General features: G+C 56.9%; 19 protein-coding genes. 8 read left to right on the forward strand and 11 right to left on the reverse strand.

Annotated features, from left to right (window positions below; genetic code table 11):
• Nucleotides 1-28: 28 nt before the first annotated feature.
• From JNL86_15275 to JNL86_15310, 8 genes are all read right to left on the reverse strand, one after another.
• Nucleotides 29-1156 (reverse strand): DNA adenine methylase, encoded by a 1128-nt coding sequence (locus tag JNL86_15275; GenBank protein ID MBL8044270.1) that lies wholly within the window; start codon nt 1154-1156, stop codon nt 29-31.
• The gene (locus tag JNL86_15280; GenBank protein MBL8044271.1) at nt 1153-2022 is read right to left on the reverse strand and encodes a hypothetical protein; all 870 of its coding nucleotides are present in this window, start codon (nt 2020-2022) and stop codon (nt 1153-1155) included. Before JNL86_15280 ends, JNL86_15275 begins: the two co-directional genes overlap by 4 nt.
• The gene (locus JNL86_15285; GenBank protein ID MBL8044272.1) at nt 2006-3373 is read right to left on the reverse strand and encodes a DGQHR domain-containing protein; all 1368 of its coding nucleotides are present in this window, start codon (nt 3371-3373) and stop codon (nt 2006-2008) included. Before JNL86_15285 ends, JNL86_15280 begins: the two co-directional genes overlap by 17 nt.
• A gap of 482 nt (nt 3374-3855) precedes the next feature.
• Complete coding sequence (locus JNL86_15290; GenBank protein MBL8044273.1) at nt 3856-4749, reverse strand: tetratricopeptide repeat protein; 894 nt, start codon at nt 4747-4749, stop codon at nt 3856-3858.
• A 144-nt stretch (nt 4750-4893) separates the two neighbouring features.
• Nucleotides 4894-5679 carry a transporter gene (locus JNL86_15295; protein MBL8044274.1) on the reverse strand — a complete coding sequence of 262 codons (786 nt, stop codon included), beginning with the start codon at nt 5677-5679 and terminating at the stop codon, nt 4894-4896.
• On the reverse strand, nt 5676-6626 hold the full coding sequence (locus tag JNL86_15300) for a hypothetical protein (protein ID MBL8044275.1): 951 nt from the start codon (nt 6624-6626) through the stop codon (nt 5676-5678). Before JNL86_15300 ends, JNL86_15295 begins: the two co-directional genes overlap by 4 nt.
• 168 nt (nt 6627-6794) lie before the next feature.
• Nucleotides 6795-6911, reverse strand: coding sequence for a hypothetical protein (locus JNL86_15305; GenBank protein ID MBL8044276.1), 117 nt, complete (start codon nt 6909-6911; stop codon nt 6795-6797).
• Nucleotides 6912-7129: 218 nt separating this feature from the next.
• Nucleotides 7130-7372, reverse strand: coding sequence for a sigma-70 family RNA polymerase sigma factor (locus JNL86_15310; protein ID MBL8044277.1), 243 nt, complete (start codon nt 7370-7372; stop codon nt 7130-7132).
• A gap of 393 nt (nt 7373-7765) precedes the next feature.
• Between JNL86_15310 and JNL86_15315 the strand changes: the two genes are divergently transcribed.
• Both JNL86_15315 and JNL86_15320 read left to right on the forward strand, forming a co-directional pair.
• Complete coding sequence (locus tag JNL86_15315) at nt 7766-8269, forward strand: hypothetical protein (protein MBL8044278.1); 504 nt, start codon at nt 7766-7768, stop codon at nt 8267-8269.
• A 36-nt stretch (nt 8270-8305) separates the two neighbouring features.
• Complete coding sequence (locus JNL86_15320; GenBank protein MBL8044279.1) at nt 8306-9163, forward strand: methyltransferase domain-containing protein; 858 nt, start codon at nt 8306-8308, stop codon at nt 9161-9163.
• Between the two features lie 74 nt (nt 9164-9237).
• Here JNL86_15320 and JNL86_15325 read toward each other — a convergent pair whose 3' ends face one another.
• The gene (locus JNL86_15325) at nt 9238-9516 is read right to left on the reverse strand and encodes a hypothetical protein (protein ID MBL8044280.1); all 279 of its coding nucleotides are present in this window, start codon (nt 9514-9516) and stop codon (nt 9238-9240) included.
• Nucleotides 9517-9733: 217 nt separating this feature from the next.
• Between JNL86_15325 and JNL86_15330 the strand changes: the two genes are divergently transcribed.
• Nucleotides 9734-10105: a TfoX/Sxy family protein gene (locus JNL86_15330; protein MBL8044281.1), complete on the forward strand. Its 372-nt coding sequence runs from the start codon at nt 9734-9736 to the stop codon at nt 10103-10105.
• Nucleotides 10106-10179: 74 nt separating this feature from the next.
• Nucleotides 10180-10551 carry a DUF2784 domain-containing protein gene (locus JNL86_15335; GenBank protein MBL8044282.1) on the forward strand — a complete coding sequence of 124 codons (372 nt, stop codon included), beginning with the start codon at nt 10180-10182 and terminating at the stop codon, nt 10549-10551.
• Between the two features lie 12 nt (nt 10552-10563).
• On the opposite strand, the gene JNL86_15340 is transcribed toward JNL86_15335, so the two are convergent.
• Complete coding sequence (locus JNL86_15340; GenBank protein MBL8044283.1) at nt 10564-11148, reverse strand: cupin domain-containing protein; 585 nt, start codon at nt 11146-11148, stop codon at nt 10564-10566.
• Nucleotides 11145-11750, reverse strand: a complete 606-nt coding sequence (locus JNL86_15345) for a sigma-70 family RNA polymerase sigma factor (protein ID MBL8044284.1) — start codon at nt 11748-11750, stop codon at nt 11145-11147. Before JNL86_15345 ends, JNL86_15340 begins: the two co-directional genes overlap by 4 nt.
• Before the next feature lie 210 nt (nt 11751-11960).
• Between JNL86_15345 and JNL86_15350 the strand changes: the two genes are divergently transcribed.
• The 4 genes from JNL86_15350 to arsS all read left to right on the forward strand — a co-directional run bounded on the left by JNL86_15350 (nt 11961) and on the right by arsS (nt 15296).
• Nucleotides 11961-12437 (forward strand): group 1 truncated hemoglobin, encoded by a 477-nt coding sequence (locus tag JNL86_15350; GenBank protein ID MBL8044285.1) that lies wholly within the window; start codon nt 11961-11963, stop codon nt 12435-12437.
• Between the two features lie 226 nt (nt 12438-12663).
• Nucleotides 12664-13851 (forward strand): methyltransferase domain-containing protein, encoded by a 1188-nt coding sequence (locus JNL86_15355; protein MBL8044286.1) that lies wholly within the window; start codon nt 12664-12666, stop codon nt 13849-13851.
• Nucleotides 13851-14207, forward strand: a complete 357-nt coding sequence (locus JNL86_15360) for a winged helix-turn-helix transcriptional regulator (GenBank protein MBL8044287.1) — start codon at nt 13851-13853, stop codon at nt 14205-14207. Before JNL86_15355 ends, JNL86_15360 begins: the two co-directional genes overlap by 1 nt.
• A gap of 51 nt (nt 14208-14258) precedes the next feature.
• Nucleotides 14259-15296: an arsenosugar biosynthesis radical SAM protein ArsS gene (gene arsS / locus JNL86_15365; GenBank protein MBL8044288.1), complete on the forward strand. Its 1038-nt coding sequence runs from the start codon at nt 14259-14261 to the stop codon at nt 15294-15296.
• Nucleotides 15297-15428: the final 132 nt, after the last annotated feature.

The following is a 15428-nucleotide window of genomic DNA, read 5'->3' on the forward strand; positions in this document are numbered from 1 at the left end:
GTCAATTGGGGATGCTGGTAGCAATTATCTATTTGGGTTTCAGAAGCAAAATAAGCTCATTTGCATTTTGGCGAGGTGCTCGTTTAATCCCTGTTTTTGAGAACCTATCGGTGCCGCCAAGAGTGCTGAATTTACTTTCAACTATTTTTTCATTTACTTTGAAACGTTCCTTTGCGATGACGCGAATAATCTCCCCAGACAGTCCATTCGAACAAATGTGATCCGGAAAAGTAAGAATCGCAACGGCGCCACTCAAAGCCACGGTTTCCAATAGACTTTTAAGAGCCTCCCGTGATTCGCTTACTCGACTGTATTTGGATGTGGGACGATCTGCAATAGAAGGATAGCGTCCTACCCCCGACACTTCTCCGCAACCGCCTCGCGCTATTGTCTCAAGCACATGGTAAAAACGGCTATACTGGACTCCTGAATAGGGGGGATCAATAAAAACTAAATCACCCACTCTCAGACGAGTTGCAGCTTCGTTTGCATCCCCCACACTTGCTTGCCCCGGCATTTTTGCATGACGTATGGCGAGCGACCATAAACAACTACGGATCCGCTCAACAATGTCCTTAGCCCAAGCTTCTTGAAGAAACTTTTTAGCAGTTCTAGTCGGCCTGAAAGGCTGCGCAGTATGCCCTGGTGCGGCGACACACCACCCACTCGCCTCGATCAGGGCTGCAAGCGCAACGGTTCTATTTGGTTCAGTAGATGGCAGAGTCTGCCTAAAGGCATCAATCCAAATGGACTGTTGGGGACTGAAATAGTGCCCACCATAAGCTTTGGTCACTGGTAGGTCATTTTGAGCATCGCTCCAATCTCTGCATTCTCTCACCGTATGCCAGGTTATTTTATCTGGCCATTTCCAGGATTTACCGTTGAAAATACTTTCTGCACGCTTCTGCCAGGGCCCCCATATCAAATTGCCTAGGACCGGTCTATTGCGATGAATGACCGCGCCCGTGAGCACAGAGCTAAATTCCTGGATATCGAAGGCACAAACGGGGATTCTCTGCGTCTTAGCTACATGAGATGAGACCGCCCCGGATCCTGCAAAGAGATCTACGAACCGCTTTGCATTTCTAGTATTCTTAGCCAAGATGGTGCCCAGTCCATTATTGAGCATCCACCGCTTTGAACCCATATATTTCATGATCGAGAGGAGATCGAGCCAATCCCACCTTGTTCGATCAGCTGAAAATTGGTGAAGCCAGCCGTCCATGCAGGATTGCGATGAACTTTCCAAAAACGATTAGAGTCTCCAAGAGCTTCATTGACAAAGTTTCGAAATCTCACGATTCTGTGGTAGGCCAGTATTTGTATCGCCTCTACGTCCGGAAACTTTCCCTTTTGCGGAGATGGAGGCGAATCAAAATGCATACTCGAGATAAATGCAATTCTATCCTTGAGGATTGCTTCGCTCAGCGGAGAAAACTTGGGAATAAAAGAGGATAGATGATCGCAATAATTGGCCGCATCTCGATGTTTAATCTCTGAGATAACAGAATCAGACTCCTCAAGGTTATTCGTGAACAATGGATCCGCAGAAAAGCTTGGAACTTCCTTAATTAATTTCCAATAAAATTGATGCTCACGGTCGCCACCCTGCTTCGCCCGAAATGAACATTTGCCCCTCTTCCCATCAAACTCAAGACAGGCTATCTTTTTCACTCTGAAGCTCTGAAAGTGGCCAAGCAAATGAGCAAACGCGCGCACGCAGTAATGACTCGCATAGTAGGCACCCACAGAAGACCAAATTGGACTAGCCTTGGTAAGGGACGCAGAAATGAGAAAACTATGAACGGCCCGCAGCCACATATCCACAGCAGCCGTTGCAAACAACTTAAAGTTTTCCGGCTCGAGATCCACTGGATCGCCACATCTTTTCCTAAACCATTTCTCAACAGACTTTGATAGACTGTCGGGAGGCGGAAACGACTTAGCTGCTGCTTGGGTTTTTAACGGTTCAAAAGTGTAACAAATATGCTCTCTGAGATTTGCATTAATATGAAAACTCATCTTGCACTTTACTCCGAAATTTCTCACGTCCAAACGCTGCCCGATCGGCTAACGCCTCTGCCTTCAGTCTAGCAACACTCTCTGTAGAAGTTGCTGCCGCCCACAAAAGATCGCGAAATCTTGAAACGCCACCGCTACCAAGAAATCCCTTTTCTTTAAATTTAGGTTTGGGCAAGAACTTCTCCCGCTCCAGAAGTCCTCCACGCCTCATTAGGTCGTGCAGGAACCTAATAAGAGTCTCATGGCTCCTATCTGAAATCAGTTGAAATTCGTTACGCTTCAACTTTGATATACAAACCGGAAGCAAGGTAAGAAATGAAACAAGGACTCGCCCCTGATATGCCACGTTGTCAGGGTCAAGCGATTCCCCTTCGCTCACTTCCTGTTTTCGTCCCGTCGCTTCTAGCCAGGCATCTAAGCACTGCGCCAAGAATTCTGTCTGTTGATCTAGATTGTCAATACCGCATTCCCTCATGATTGGAATTACTTCTTCGATAGCAGAATTGAGAGTCGCAAGCGCTACTACATCCGGAACGCCATACTTGATCCCAGGTATCTGAATCATTCCCACGAGCGGGCCTGTTTCAAGCATTAGCCTTCTCCCGAGATCCTGCGCTCGCTCCTTATCGTCAAGAGGGGCGCGACTGCCTCTGGCAGTAGGAAAGAGATCGGCGACCAAGGATTTGTCAACCTTCTTCTGATTGAAATTAACATCAATAAAAATTTGAGCCTGGCGCCTCGGTGCTTCATTTGGCGGGTCAAGGTCAAGAAAAATTTCAGCTGGAATATCCCACACTGCTTTTCTGTTTTCTTCTTGAAGGATCCTCAGCGCAAGGAAAGCACCGTTAATTCTATGCTGACCGTCTATTACAGAAAAACTAAGCGCTTTGTCTTCCTCATCAAATGTTAACGTTGCGGCTTCCTGCTTGTCCTCGAGCGGCTTAACCAATGCACCATTTACATGCAGCAGAACGTTTGAAAAAGTAGGGTACTCACTATTCTGAAAGCCAACGACCCTTTGCACCTTCGGAGGCCATTCTCTTCCCGGCTCTAGTTTTTTAGGCTCGTAAATGTTTCGAAAATACTTATCAATGAGCTTCGGAGCATCAACAATCTCTTTCTGAAGCAAATAAGCAGCTATCTTTGCAACCCGCTTCCAATCCAGCGAACGCTGAATTGAACGAACCTTATCAGCATCATGTCTTGGGGTATGTGGCTTTCCCGGCCACCATTGCATTAGCTTCTCAACATTTAATGCTGTAAGGCAGTGACGAGTCTCTTGTAAATCTGCAGGCGCAAAAGGATTCATTGGTACAATGACTGAAATTCTTTGAATAGAACGTTTGCTCATCGCATCAGCCCTCGACCGATAAAAATGCCTCGCTTGATGGGCACAGGCAATATCGGCGTGTCAATTACGTGAACAAGCAAAAGAAATCAACCAAACACTTAGTTGATCACCAATGGCATGTCATATTTTGCGCCGCTCTACAATTCGCTCACCTTAACCTAGAGCAGAGTTCGCAACCGCAGTAACGTGATATTTGTGCATGATCGAAATTGAAAACCGACTACCCTGCAATCCCTTACTCTACGCCAAGAGGAGGTTTAACTTCGTCCCAACTACGGAAGTCCAACGAGGACTTTCCCAAGCCGCGAGTCAAAATCTATTGCTCCTTCCACTTATCTCACTCTCCTCAAGGGATGGCGTGATTCCGTTCCCAACTGCGCGCGTCCAACGAGGCCCTTCCGAGGGCGCGCGCGAAATCTAATGCTCCATCCACTTTCTCGTACCCGCTCCAAGGAGTGACCCGTCAGGCCACCACGCCCCGCCTAACACTTCGATCCGTCCATCCGGCAGGCTTCCGCCCGGTCGGTGAACCCTGAGTTGCGCAGGCTCTCATAGACGTGTTGCTGCCGTTCCATCTCACGATCATGGGCAGTGCTCTCCCGCCCGTCCGTCGCGTACCCGCCGCCGGAATTGCGGCGTGGCTGGCGCGCCGCCAGCACCTTGCGCACCTCGGTTTCATAGTAGCCACGCGTTTGCGGGTCAGGATCCTTCTGATAGCAGGTGGTGAGAAACTTCCGGCCTTCGGCGTCGTGGCCCAGCGCATAGTGGGCAAACCCGACGTTGCAGAAGGCGTTCGGCGTGGCAGGATCGAGCTTCAGAACCTTCTCTGAATCGTCCAGCGCGGCCTGGAACTGTTCATGGCGGCTATAGATCTCCGCGCGAGACTTATAGGCGCCGACATGATTGGCATCGAGACGGATGGCAGCGGTGAAGTCCTCAGCGGCCTCACGGTCTTTGCCTTGATACTCCCGCACATAGGTCAAGCCTCGTCCATAGTAGGCCTCCGCTGTCGGGCGTAGGCGAATCGAGGTCGAGTAGTCGTCCAGCGCCTGCGGAACCTGGCCTAGCATCTTGCCGGCCTTTGCACGGAGCAGGTAGGCGTCGGCCTTGTTCGGTACGCGGCGGATCACTTCCGACGCGTCCTGCAGCGCGTGCGCATAGGACCCGAGAAAATAATGACAGCGGGCACGCGCGAGGTAGAGGCCGGTCTGGTTGCGCTTTCGCTCGAGAACATCGGTGAGCAGTTGGAGGGTTTGCTGATTGCCTTTGCCGTTGGCTTCGCAGTAGGCGTCGACGGATGGCTCTCCGCAAGCGGCTACCCAGAGCACAGAACAAAGCGCCACAAAACTTCCTACGCGCCGACCGGCTGGTCCCATGCCCGCCTCCTCGAGACGGGCGCATTATCCGACCGTAGAACAAAATACGTCAAGGACGTCGTATGAAAGAGGGCTTTCCGTGGGGATCGGCTGGTTTCCAATTCCGGGTTGTGAGGCACCCCTCAAGCCCGGTGTACCCCTTCGCTAAAACCCGACGGAGAGCCCCATCGTACCCAGCAACACCGCCCGGTCTGAGGGCCCAAGGAATTCGGTACCGAGGCCGCCGTCCACGACGAGGCGCGAGGTCAGTTGATGCCGGATGCCAATTTCCACACCGGTGTGGTTCCGCTGTTCGCGCACATCCGACTGCCTGGTGTAGATGCTGGCGATGAGCGTATCGCGGAAGCTGTTCGGATACCCCAGCGGATAACTCACGGCCGCCACGGCGCGATAGGCACCGGGCCGTTCTTGCCCTTGCGGCGAACCAAGCACCGTATAGCCCGCGTTGAGATGCATCCGGAGGCGCCCGAAGGAACGGGTCAGAATTCCGGTCAGCTGCGTATCCACCCCCTTTGAATTCACACCGGTCGGCAGATCGACTTCCACGCGCACAGCCATGGCAGGCAGGGTCAATGTTTCCGTGTTGAAGTTATAGAGCAGGCCCAAGTGGAGATCACCCGACTTGTTGGCACCGACCAACGAATGCGGGTCTGTAAAGATGTCACCCTGAATTTCGATCTGTGTATTGGCGAAGGCGCCATAAATAATTTGCGGTTGAAACGTGACACTGGTGCGGCCCTCACGCCGGTCGTTGAACCGCACTCCACCTTCCAGCCCGATCTCTCCTTTGGGAATAGCATACGCATCTTCCATTCCGATGGGGCGGTTGGGATCCAGATTGTCATGGTCCAAGGCCCACGAGGGCACCGGCGACCACAGCAAAAGAACCAGGGACAGCGCACCGGCGCTGTACAGACCCGCACGTTTCAATGGTGATGCTCCTGTTCGGTCTTGATGATCATCGGGTTGGTCTCATCCGCACTGGCCAGGTAATAGCGATCGACCAGGCGATAGATTTCCTCCCGCTTGGCTTCCCACGTCGGCAGCAACGCGCTTGTCAGGATGTCACTGATGTTGTCGTGCAGCATATGCAGATTGTCGAAGATGTTCGCCACCTCCGGATACCGCGCGGCAAAAGCCGGGCTGTACTCGGCCGTCAGCGGCATGAAGGTCCAGTGCACCGGCGGCTGATCGAGGTAGCCTCGATAATTTGCCAAGATCGGGCGCACCGCCTGTGTCTTGCCTGCCAAGTCCGTCGCGGCCTGTAGCGGATCGTATACAGCAATCTGCAAGTAGTGATACGACCAGATCGTGGCGTTGAACAACGGAAAGCGGTGACGGAACGCCTTGGAATAGGGAAACTGATCCAAGCGGCGATGGTCCAGCCGCTTCGAGGTGATGGCATAGGCACTGCCCCGATAGTAAGCCAGCACCTCCCGGATGGCGCGGTCTTTGTCCGGTTCGTCCGACACGACGATGTCGTAGGTCGCCCGATGCAGGGCATGGGCTTCGTCGAAGGTGTTTTGCGCACGCCAGGCCAGTTTCATGTAGGTCGGCGCAATCGCCTCTTCGTTCGGATTCAACCGAGGCCTGGTCGCAATAAAGGCCAGCGTTTGCCGACGAGCGGTCTGCTCGATGGCCGGAACGTTCGTGCCGCCGGTCAGCAGAAGATTCTCGTACAGATTGGCATGCCCGAAATCGACGCCGTTGAATTCACTGTCGAGTTCGGCCAAATCCTCCCGCAGAGCAAAATTCCAGAACGCCCGATAGTAGAACCGCTTGTCGCGCGGTTCGAACTGGCTACACCCTGCCAGCGTGAAGACGACCGCGGCCGTGGCCACGAACGCCAGCACTCGCCCATATATCCCAGTCGCCATGCTCAATCGGTCCTCACTCACCTTGATCCACATCCCCGCCCGCCTGCCCTCTCATCGGCAGCCAAGCATCTCGCAGCAACGGATCGACGCATGCAACCGAACCGTCTCAGTGGCAATGATGTCCGCGCACCAATGCGTGCCCACGCCCACGAGCGATCAGCAACAGGGTCACACTGCCCAGAACAGCGGGTCAGACAAGCCGGCCTCCATCGCGCCCGGCACGACCAACATGATCGCATGATCCACCAACTCCATGGTGCCCATGGACAGGATACCTGAAGCCATCGCCACCCCAATAGCAGTTCCCCACGCCGTCACCACTACAGACGGAGGCGGGACTCAATTAGTACAGTGGGGTCCCAAGCCAATACTTTTTTCGCACCGGCTAGGCTGCAAACCAGGAAATGGGGCCAACCGAGCGTCACGATCGCCCGTGCTCGGCCTTCTGCTCGCAGGTGCAGTGCACCCATCCATCCATGCTTGGTGCACTTGGTGCAAAGGCCTCAGGTCTGTTCCAAGCTCGTCTGTAACGCCTGCCGCGCCCGGTGTACGCGCACGGTGAGATTGTTCTGCGTGATCTGTAGCGCCTGCGCCACCTGCTCCGGAGATTGCCCCGCGAGATCAATCCGCCGCAAGAGATCGGCATAGGCAAGCCGTAACGCGGGAGGCAGCCGTTCGAGGCAGGCACAGATGGTCGGTTGCAGTTCGTCCGGAGCCGGGCTGCGATCTCCACCGACTGCAATCAACTCCTTCTCGAACGCCTCCGTTTTTCTGGCCTCCGCCGCCCGCGCACGATGGCATGACGGAGGATCCGGGAGAATCGGGCCACAACGTGATCGGGCTGCTCAGTCATCGGGCATGATCGTCTCGATTCTGCCAAGGCGCCAACGCTCACACAGCGGCCTTGTGTGTTTGTCGTACTAGAATCTGGCCGGATGGTCCTGTCTGTCGATGACGTGAGGAGGTGAGACCGTTGTGGTTCCGCGATACGCGCTAGCAAAGAATACGTGCATTTCTGATTCACTCCACCACGAAATCTGTGTCGTCCTGCGACAGTCGCGGGAAAAGTCTTGATCTAGACCTTGGAGACATGTTTGACTGACATTCTTCGTCATCTTCTTGCTTGATGGAGGGTTTTCATGCCGCGTGGAATTGGTCACACGCTTTGTGGTTTCATCCTGCTTCTTCTACCGATCTCCGCCCAAGCCGCCGATATTCCTGACAGCAGCCTCTCGTCCCTCAAGGTTCTCGTGGGAGAGTGGAAAGGCATCGACACCGACGGCAAGCCCCATAAAGTCGCCTATGCGCTCAGCTCCGGCGGAACCAGCCTCACCGAAACCCTCACCCCACCCGACAGTCCCCCGATGACTACCATGTACTACAGCGACGGGGACCAGCTGATGCTGACGCATTACTGCTCGCTGAACAACCAGCCGAGAATGCGCACCAACGGCGTGAAGGAGGGGGAGAAGACCTTCACGTTCATGTTTGTCGACGCCACGAATCTCACCAACCCCACCGATGTGCACATGCACCAGCTCGTGATCGACTTGAAAGATCACGATCATTTCACGCAGACCTGGACCCTCAGCAAGGCAGGAAAAGACGTCCCGAAGGTCTTTTCCTTTGAGCGCATGAAATAACGATCGCGGCAGCGCGTGCAAGAGAGAGGCCGACACATGCCAGGACAAACACCGGAAGCCGTCATCGAAGCGCAGCGCCAGGATTGGAACCGCGTCGCGCCGGGTTGGGATAAATGGGATCAATTTTTCAATCGCACCATGGCGTTCATCAACCACCGCCTGGTTGCAGATGCACGGGTGCGTCCTGGCCTTCGAGTGCTGGACCTTGGATCGGGAACGGGGTACCCGGCGCTGCTCGCCGGCGAGGTGGTCGGGACGGAGGGCACGGTCGTCGGCATTGACTTGGCGGAATCCATGCTGGCCGTGGCGGCACGAAAGGCCAAGACGCTTGGCCTGCAGCACGTCAGCTTTCGTACGGGAGACGTCACCTCGTTGCCGTTCGAGACCGGATCGATCGATGCGGTGATCAGCCGATTTTGCCTGATGTTTCTGCCGGACATTCCCAAAGCCGCGAAGGAAATCGCCCGCGTGTTGAAACCTGGCGGGTATGTGGCGGCCGCCGTCTGGTCATCGCCGGACAACAACCCGTTCATTCGTATTCCCATGGACGTGATCAAATCCATCACGCCGCTGCCCCCGCCCGACCCGGAAGCACCAGGGATCTTTCGCCTGGCGAAACCCGGCGACCTGGCCGGCATGCTGAAGCAGGCAGGGCTCACCCCCTTGGACGATGAGGAATTTACCGCTGAGGTGGCGTATGAGTCGGCAGAAGAATTCTTTCGCGGCCTGATGGACATCGCCGCGCCGATACAAAATCTGTTCGCACAACTGACGCCCGCGCAGCAGGCGGAGGCGGAACGGGGCATCATCAAGACGGTGAACACTTATCGTGCCGCACAGGGCGTGGCCTTACCTATCGCGGTGCGGATCGTCAGCGCGCGGAAACCCCGGTAGGACAGCACGAATGGTACCAGTCGGCAGCCCGCCGCCCGTGCAGGGCCGGCGGGCACGACGTCTCGCTCACTCGATCACTCTTTGGCCTTTTCCTTCATTTCTTTGAATTTTCCCTTCGCGCGTTCTCCGGCCCCCTTCACCTTGCCTTTGGCGCGTTCGAGTTCCGCCTTCATCTCGTTGCCCTTCAACTCCTCCTGCATGGCCTTGGTTTCGCCCTTCATCTCCTCGATCTCGCCCTTTACTTCGCCCTTGGCCTTTTCCATCTTGGCCTTGGTCTCTCCGGCTTCGGCAGACAATCCCAGGCTAGCGAACAGGCAGAACCCGACGACACATGCTGTCATGAACGTACGCATACGGTCCTCCACATGAGGTGAGTTGCACATTCTCCCCTTGTAACGCGCTCGGCGCGACGAGGACACTAGCAACCCCCCTAGTCGACGAATCCCGTGGGTGACGCCCCCAACCAAACCCATTGCAATTCCTCCTCTGCCGGTGCACAGTGCGGTGCCCTTGCGTACCGAATGACGGCCGCTCGCAGGCAGGCATCGCCAACCGCTTCCCCTGTGATCGATGCGACAAGACAGCTTCAAAGACTTCGTGCTGGATCAACTCGGTGAGCTGCCGGACCTCGTCGGCAAAGCCATGTTCGGCGGCCACGGCCTCTACCAGCGCGACCGCTTCTTCGGCATCATTCACAAGGGCCGACTCTACTTTCGCACGAACGGCTTCACTCAGCCGCTCTATCTCTCACGAGGCATGCGGCCGTTCCGCCCCAACGCCAAACAAACCCTCACGCACTATTACGAAGTCCCGATCGACATTCTGGAGGACGCCGACCATCTCCTGGCTTGGGCCAATGCCGCAGTGACCCTCCCGACCTCGCAATTGTCACTCCCCTTCCCGGTTCCACCGTTGAGCCACCACTCATCTGCGCAGACTTGATTAGGAGTCGGATAGGAACCAGCTCCGCCATCTGCTCATTGCCTTGATCCCGTTGTTGCTGCAGACTACCGGCAATGTGGTATCGAATCGGCGTCGACCTGGTCCTGCTGCTGCACCTGGGCTTTGTCCTCTTCGTGATCGGTGGTGGGCTGCTGTTGGTGAAATGGCAAGGGATGGTGTGGATCCACCTGCCGGCAGTAGCCTGGGGTGCCCTGGTTGAATTCATGGGTTGGATCTGTCCGCTGACACCGCTTGAAAACCGTTTACGCGCCCTGGCGGGTGAATCGGCCGACGAAGCCGACTTCATCAGCCGCTACCTTCCAGCGCTACTCTATCCCGCGACACTGACCCGCGAGATTCAGTTCCTGCTGGGCATGGTCGTGCTGTTCGTGAACGTGGCCCTCTACTGGCTGGTGTTCTTCAGGCACCCGGGTAGGAAACCGTAGCGATTCGATCGGTTACCTGATCGGTTCGTTCTTTGACGAGGTCATGACCAGGGCCAGGCAACCCTGTTCGCTTGAGGTAACGGGATGAACCGTGCCTGCCTCCGCACGATGGTAATCCCCGGCCTGCAGAAACTCACCGGCGCAGACACAGCTTCCCTCCAGCACATAGAACTCTTCCACCTGCGGGTGGCGATGCCCGATCAGTGTGCCACCGGGAGCCAATTTCAACAACATGGTCGTACGCGCCGCCGCCGCATCGTGAAATAACACTTTCATCGACAGACCCGGTGCCAATTCCTGCCAAGCCACCCCCTTGCTGCGGACGAAGGTGAAGCCTGTTGCCTCGGCGGCCTCCTGCGGTTCCTGCGCGATTCTTGCCATGAGCCGCGCTTTGAGAGAAGCCGGTGGTGCGATGGCCGGGCCGCTGAACGCCAGATCCTGCACCACGCCTTGAAACGCCGCCACGTCTTCCCGTGTCGAAGCGGAGGCGGTCTCCAACGAACGCGTGAACTCCCGCTGCGCGTCGTCGCCAAGGGCCTCTAGTGCATACAGTGCCGCCAGTTCGGCCAATTCCTGATCGCGGCGAGGATCGGTCATGACAACAACCCCTCCCCATGCGGTGCGAGGACTTCGCGTAATTTGATTAACCCCAGCCTCACTCGCGTCTTCACCGTCCCCAACGGCAACTTGAGCTGATCGGCAATTTCGCTCTGACTCAAGCCCCAATAGTACGCCAGCGCGATTGCCTGGCGTTGTTCGACGGAAAGGCTCGCCAGGGCCTCCTGCACGAAGCGTTGGCGTTCGAGCCCCGCACTATATTGCTCCGGCGTGTCCTCATGTCCGGGCAACTCGGCCGCTTGTTCGAGCGGCACGTGCCGGCCCCGCTCAAGATAGCTGCTCCGAAATCGGTCGATGGCCCGATTCTTCGCGAGCGTCATGAGCCAACTCCCCGGCGTGCCCCGCACCGCGTTATAGGTCGAGATCCGGCGCCACACCTGTGTATAGACATCCAGGGTCGTCTCCTCGGCGGCCGCATGATCCCCGAGTATCTTCATCGCCAGGCCGAAGACCTTCGCGCTGCTGACATCATACAGCTCCGCCAGTGCGGACTGGTCTCCAACGGCAATACGGGCGAGGAGTCCCGCCCATTCCTGCTCGTGAATCGATGGTGCGTTGGCCACGGTCTGGGTGTCACACATGGGTGTCCTCGTAAAGTGCTACGAGGGCACCCGTTCTCTCGGATGTCCGATCTGTGCCCGAATCAGGCGAAACTGTAGCACCGGGATCAGCGTGGCGCAACGGCACTTTTTCATGTGCCGTAGATCCAATTACGTTCAGCCTTCGTAATCACACACAGAGAGGCCGACACGGCGGCCCGCCATACAGCATCTTAACCAGGAGGACACATCATGTCTCACCGCATTGCATCACTCGCCATGGTTCTCGGTCTTGCACTGACGGTCTCGGCGTGTAACACCATGGGCTCGTCGCCCGCCGGTACGACCGCTGCGGAAAGATCCCTGTACGACCGCTTGGGCGGCAAAACCGCCATCACCGCGGTAGTCGATGATTTTGTCGGACGCGTGGCAGGCGACACCCGCATCAACGGGAAGTTTGCCAATGCCAATATTCCGCGGCTGAAATCCATGCTGGTCGATCAGATCTGTCAGGCCTCCGGCGGCCCCTGCACCTACACCGGCCGCGACATGAAGAGCACCCATGCGGGCATGGGCGTCAGCAGCAGCGACTTCGACGCGCTGGTCGGCGACCTGGTCGCCACACTGAACAAGTTCAAAGTGCCGGAGAAGGAGAAAAACGAGTTGCTGGGCGCGCTGGGGCCGATGAAGGGCGATATCGTCGAAAAGCCGATGGCCTCGATGCAGTAGCCGTTGCAGGTCCCGCGTAGACGCAGGGGCGGCCGCTCGGCTGCCCCTGCACCAGGGGGATCACCGCGCCGCGTCCCATCTCAATGCGATCTCGTGGCCATACGCTCTCCCGCAATTCCTACAGATAGACACCCGCCACAGCGAGTAACCAACCTGATTGACCTCGGACGCGAATGGTTGATAGATAGAGACATCTCTATAGTTGCTCGACACTCAGAGGAAACCCATGGCCACCGACGACATTGCCCAAAAAGTCAGCGAGCGTTATGCGCGCGCCGCCTCGACAGGCGAGCAGATGTGCTGCCCGACGGGATACAACTTCGACGATCTGCGCTCGTTCATTCCGGATGCTGTCCTGAACATTTCCTACGGTTGCGGCACACCAGCAGGACTGGACACGGTGCAGTCCGGTGAAACGGTGTTGGACATCGGATCTGGCGGCGGCATCGATTGCTTCGAAGCGGCGCGCCGCGTGGGGTCTGCCGGCCGGGTCATCGGCATCGATATGACCGACACCATGCTGGAAATTGCCCGCCGCCACGCCCCCGTCGTTGCCGCAAATCTCGGCTACCCCCGGCCGAACACCGAATTCCGCAAGGGCATGGCCGATGCCATGCCGGTTGAAGACGCCAGCGTGGACCTGATCATTTCCAACTGCGTGATCAATCTGGCCCCTGACAAACGCAAAGTCTTCCGCGAGATGTACCGTGTCTTAAAACCCGGTGGCCGCTTCACGATCTCGGACATCGTCTCGGATCAAGTGGTGCCGCAATACCTGGTACACGATGCCGCCAAGTGGGGCGATTGCCTTTCTGGAGCGCTCCAAGTCCAGGACTACATCGGCGGAATGGTGGATGCCGGCTTTCGCGCCGTGCACCAGATCAAGTCCGCCACCTGGCAATCGATTGACGGCGTGCATTTTCTCTCCGTGACCCTGACGGGGTACAAGCTGCCGGACGCGGCGGGGAAAGAGGCTCCGCTCTATGCCACCCTGTGCGGACCGTTCTCCGCCGTGACAGACGAACTGGGCCAACGATATACACGCGGGGTCCCGCAACCAGTCGATGCGCAATGCGCGCAGCTTCTGCGGAGCGCGCCGTTGCGTTCACTCTTTCTCATCGGGCCGGCTCCAATCACCCTCGATGCGGCCGATCCTCGCTGGTGCGCAATCCTACCCGAAGAGAAGCCCTGCGTCTGGCAGGGCGCTTACGCCATTCTCACGGGGCCGATCATCGGTGCCGAAGACGACGACCACCATCAGTATTACCGCGGCGTGCCGTTGGAAATTTGCTCAAAAACGCTTCACGTGCTGACGCAGAACGCCTATCACCCCCACTTTACGATCTACCACCGAAGCTCGCGGGAGGTCGAGGGCGAGGCGGTCAGTTGTTCGCCTGAAGGGAATTGTTGCTGATGCCACGCCATCCCATCGCCAACCTCACGACCCCGCGTCAATGTGCCGCAGTCTTAAAGGCCATGGGCGATGAAACGCGTCTGCGCATCCTGGAATCATTGTTGTTGGGCGAAAAATGTGTGAGCGACCTCACGGACATCCTCCGTTGCTCGCAGCCACATGTCTCCCATCACCTCAGGATTCTTCGGGATGCCGGCTTGGTGGAGGGGCACCGACATGGCAAACAGGTCTGTTATCGAGTGGACCCGACCGTCCAACGCGCGCTGAAGAGTCGCGGCGAACAGGTGCTGGACTTTGGATGCTGCGAATTGCGATTCCCGACCTCAACGTTGCTCACCGTGCAGCATAAGCAGTGAGGCCAGAACGCCGGCCATGAGCGCGCCTTACACTACTTGCAAGAGTCCGCGATGGCACTGACGCTTGTGGGCCAACACAAACCGCTTGCCTCCTCTGCCGAACAATTGAAAGTGCTCGCAGAGATCGGGACGTGCCTGCCATTTGATGAACAGCTCCGACAGAGTGGCCTCTCCCCGCTGCAGGCCACCGGCATCACAGTCTTCCAAGTCAATGTGGGCAAGCTCTGCAACCAAACCTGTCGCCACTGCCATGTGGACGCGGGGCCTGACCGCACCGAACGCATGACCAGAGAGACCGCCGAGCAATGCATCGCCGCCTTAGCACAGACTGACATTCCAACCGTCGACATCACCGGTGGAGCGCCTGAACTCAATCCCAATTTCCGCTGGCTGGTTGAGCAGGCTCGTGCGATGAACCGACATGTGATGGACCGATGCAACCTCTCGGTGCTCCTGTTGCCTTCCCAGGCAGACCTGGCCACCTTTCTCGCGGCGCACCGGGTGGAGGTCGTGGCCTCTCTTCCCTATTACCGTGCCGCCCAGACCGACGCGCAGCGAGGTGAGGGCATTTTCGACAAGTCCATGGAGGCGCTTCGCCTGCTGAACCAACTCGGCTACGGACGCGAGGGAAGCGGGTTGCTGTTGAATCTCGTGCACAACCCTGTCGGCGCGTTCCTCCCTCCCAAACAGGAGTCGATTGAGGCCCAATTCCGGAAAGAGCTGCGCACAAAACATGGTGTGGAATTCAATCGCCTCTATACGATCACGAACATGCCGGTAAGCAGGTTTCTGGAATTCTTACTGGATAGCGGTAACTACCAGGGGTACATGGAGCGACTGACGAATGCCTACAACCCCGCTGCTGTCCACGGCGTGATGTGTCGTTATACCCTCTCGGTCGGCTGGGACGGCACACTCTACGATTGCGATTTCAACCAGATGCTGGAACTTCCGGTGCAACCGAATGCCCCTGCGCATATCCGGGACTTTGATCCGACACGTCTCCATCACCGGAAGATCACCACCGGCAATCATTGTTACGGCTGCACGGCGGGAGCAGGGTCGTCGTGCGGCGGTGCAGTAACCTAAGCAGATGCTGAAACCGCCGCCCAGCTTCGTGCTCAGTCCTGTGCCTGTCTCACCTCACTTGTCCAGCACACCTCGGCGGACTCACCTCGCTGCAGCCTCACTGGCTCAACTGGTTGACCATTCCGCACAAGA

Source organism: Nitrospira sp. (assembly GCA_016788885.1).
Classification (GTDB): domain Bacteria; phylum Nitrospirota; class Nitrospiria; order Nitrospirales; family Nitrospiraceae; genus Nitrospira_A.

Bases quoted from the DNA above. Each gene is read 5' to 3' on its own strand.
- JNL86_15275 (MBL8044270.1), bottom strand. From the start codon at position 1,156: ATGAAATATATGGGTTCAAAGCGGTGGATGCTCAATAATGGACTGGGC.
- JNL86_15280 (MBL8044271.1), bottom strand. From the start codon at position 2,022: ATGAGTTTTCATATTAATGCAAATCTCAGAGAGCATATTTGTTACACT.
- JNL86_15285 (MBL8044272.1), bottom strand. From the start codon at position 3,373: ATGAGCAAACGTTCTATTCAAAGAATTTCAGTCATTGTACCAATGAAT.
- JNL86_15290 (MBL8044273.1), bottom strand. From the start codon at position 4,749: ATGGGACCAGCCGGTCGGCGCGTAGGAAGTTTTGTGGCGCTTTGTTCT.
- JNL86_15300 (MBL8044275.1), bottom strand. From the start codon at position 6,626: ATGGCGACTGGGATATATGGGCGAGTGCTGGCGTTCGTGGCCACGGCC.
- JNL86_15305 (MBL8044276.1), bottom strand. From the start codon at position 6,911: ATGGCTTCAGGTATCCTGTCCATGGGCACCATGGAGTTGGTGGATCAT.
- JNL86_15315 (MBL8044278.1), top strand. From the start codon at position 7,766: ATGCCGCGTGGAATTGGTCACACGCTTTGTGGTTTCATCCTGCTTCTT.
- JNL86_15320 (MBL8044279.1), top strand. From the start codon at position 8,306: ATGCCAGGACAAACACCGGAAGCCGTCATCGAAGCGCAGCGCCAGGAT.
- JNL86_15325 (MBL8044280.1), bottom strand. From the start codon at position 9,516: ATGCGTACGTTCATGACAGCATGTGTCGTCGGGTTCTGCCTGTTCGCT.
- JNL86_15330 (MBL8044281.1), top strand. From the start codon at position 9,734: ATGCGACAAGACAGCTTCAAAGACTTCGTGCTGGATCAACTCGGTGAG.
- JNL86_15335 (MBL8044282.1), top strand. From the start codon at position 10,180: ATGTGGTATCGAATCGGCGTCGACCTGGTCCTGCTGCTGCACCTGGGC.
- JNL86_15340 (MBL8044283.1), bottom strand. From the start codon at position 11,148: ATGACCGATCCTCGCCGCGATCAGGAATTGGCCGAACTGGCGGCACTG.
- JNL86_15345 (MBL8044284.1), bottom strand. From the start codon at position 11,750: ATGTGTGACACCCAGACCGTGGCCAACGCACCATCGATTCACGAGCAG.
- JNL86_15350 (MBL8044285.1), top strand. From the start codon at position 11,961: ATGTCTCACCGCATTGCATCACTCGCCATGGTTCTCGGTCTTGCACTG.
- JNL86_15355 (MBL8044286.1), top strand. From the start codon at position 12,664: ATGGCCACCGACGACATTGCCCAAAAAGTCAGCGAGCGTTATGCGCGC.
- JNL86_15360 (MBL8044287.1), top strand. From the start codon at position 13,851: ATGCCACGCCATCCCATCGCCAACCTCACGACCCCGCGTCAATGTGCC.
- arsS (MBL8044288.1), top strand. From the start codon at position 14,259: ATGGCACTGACGCTTGTGGGCCAACACAAACCGCTTGCCTCCTCTGCC.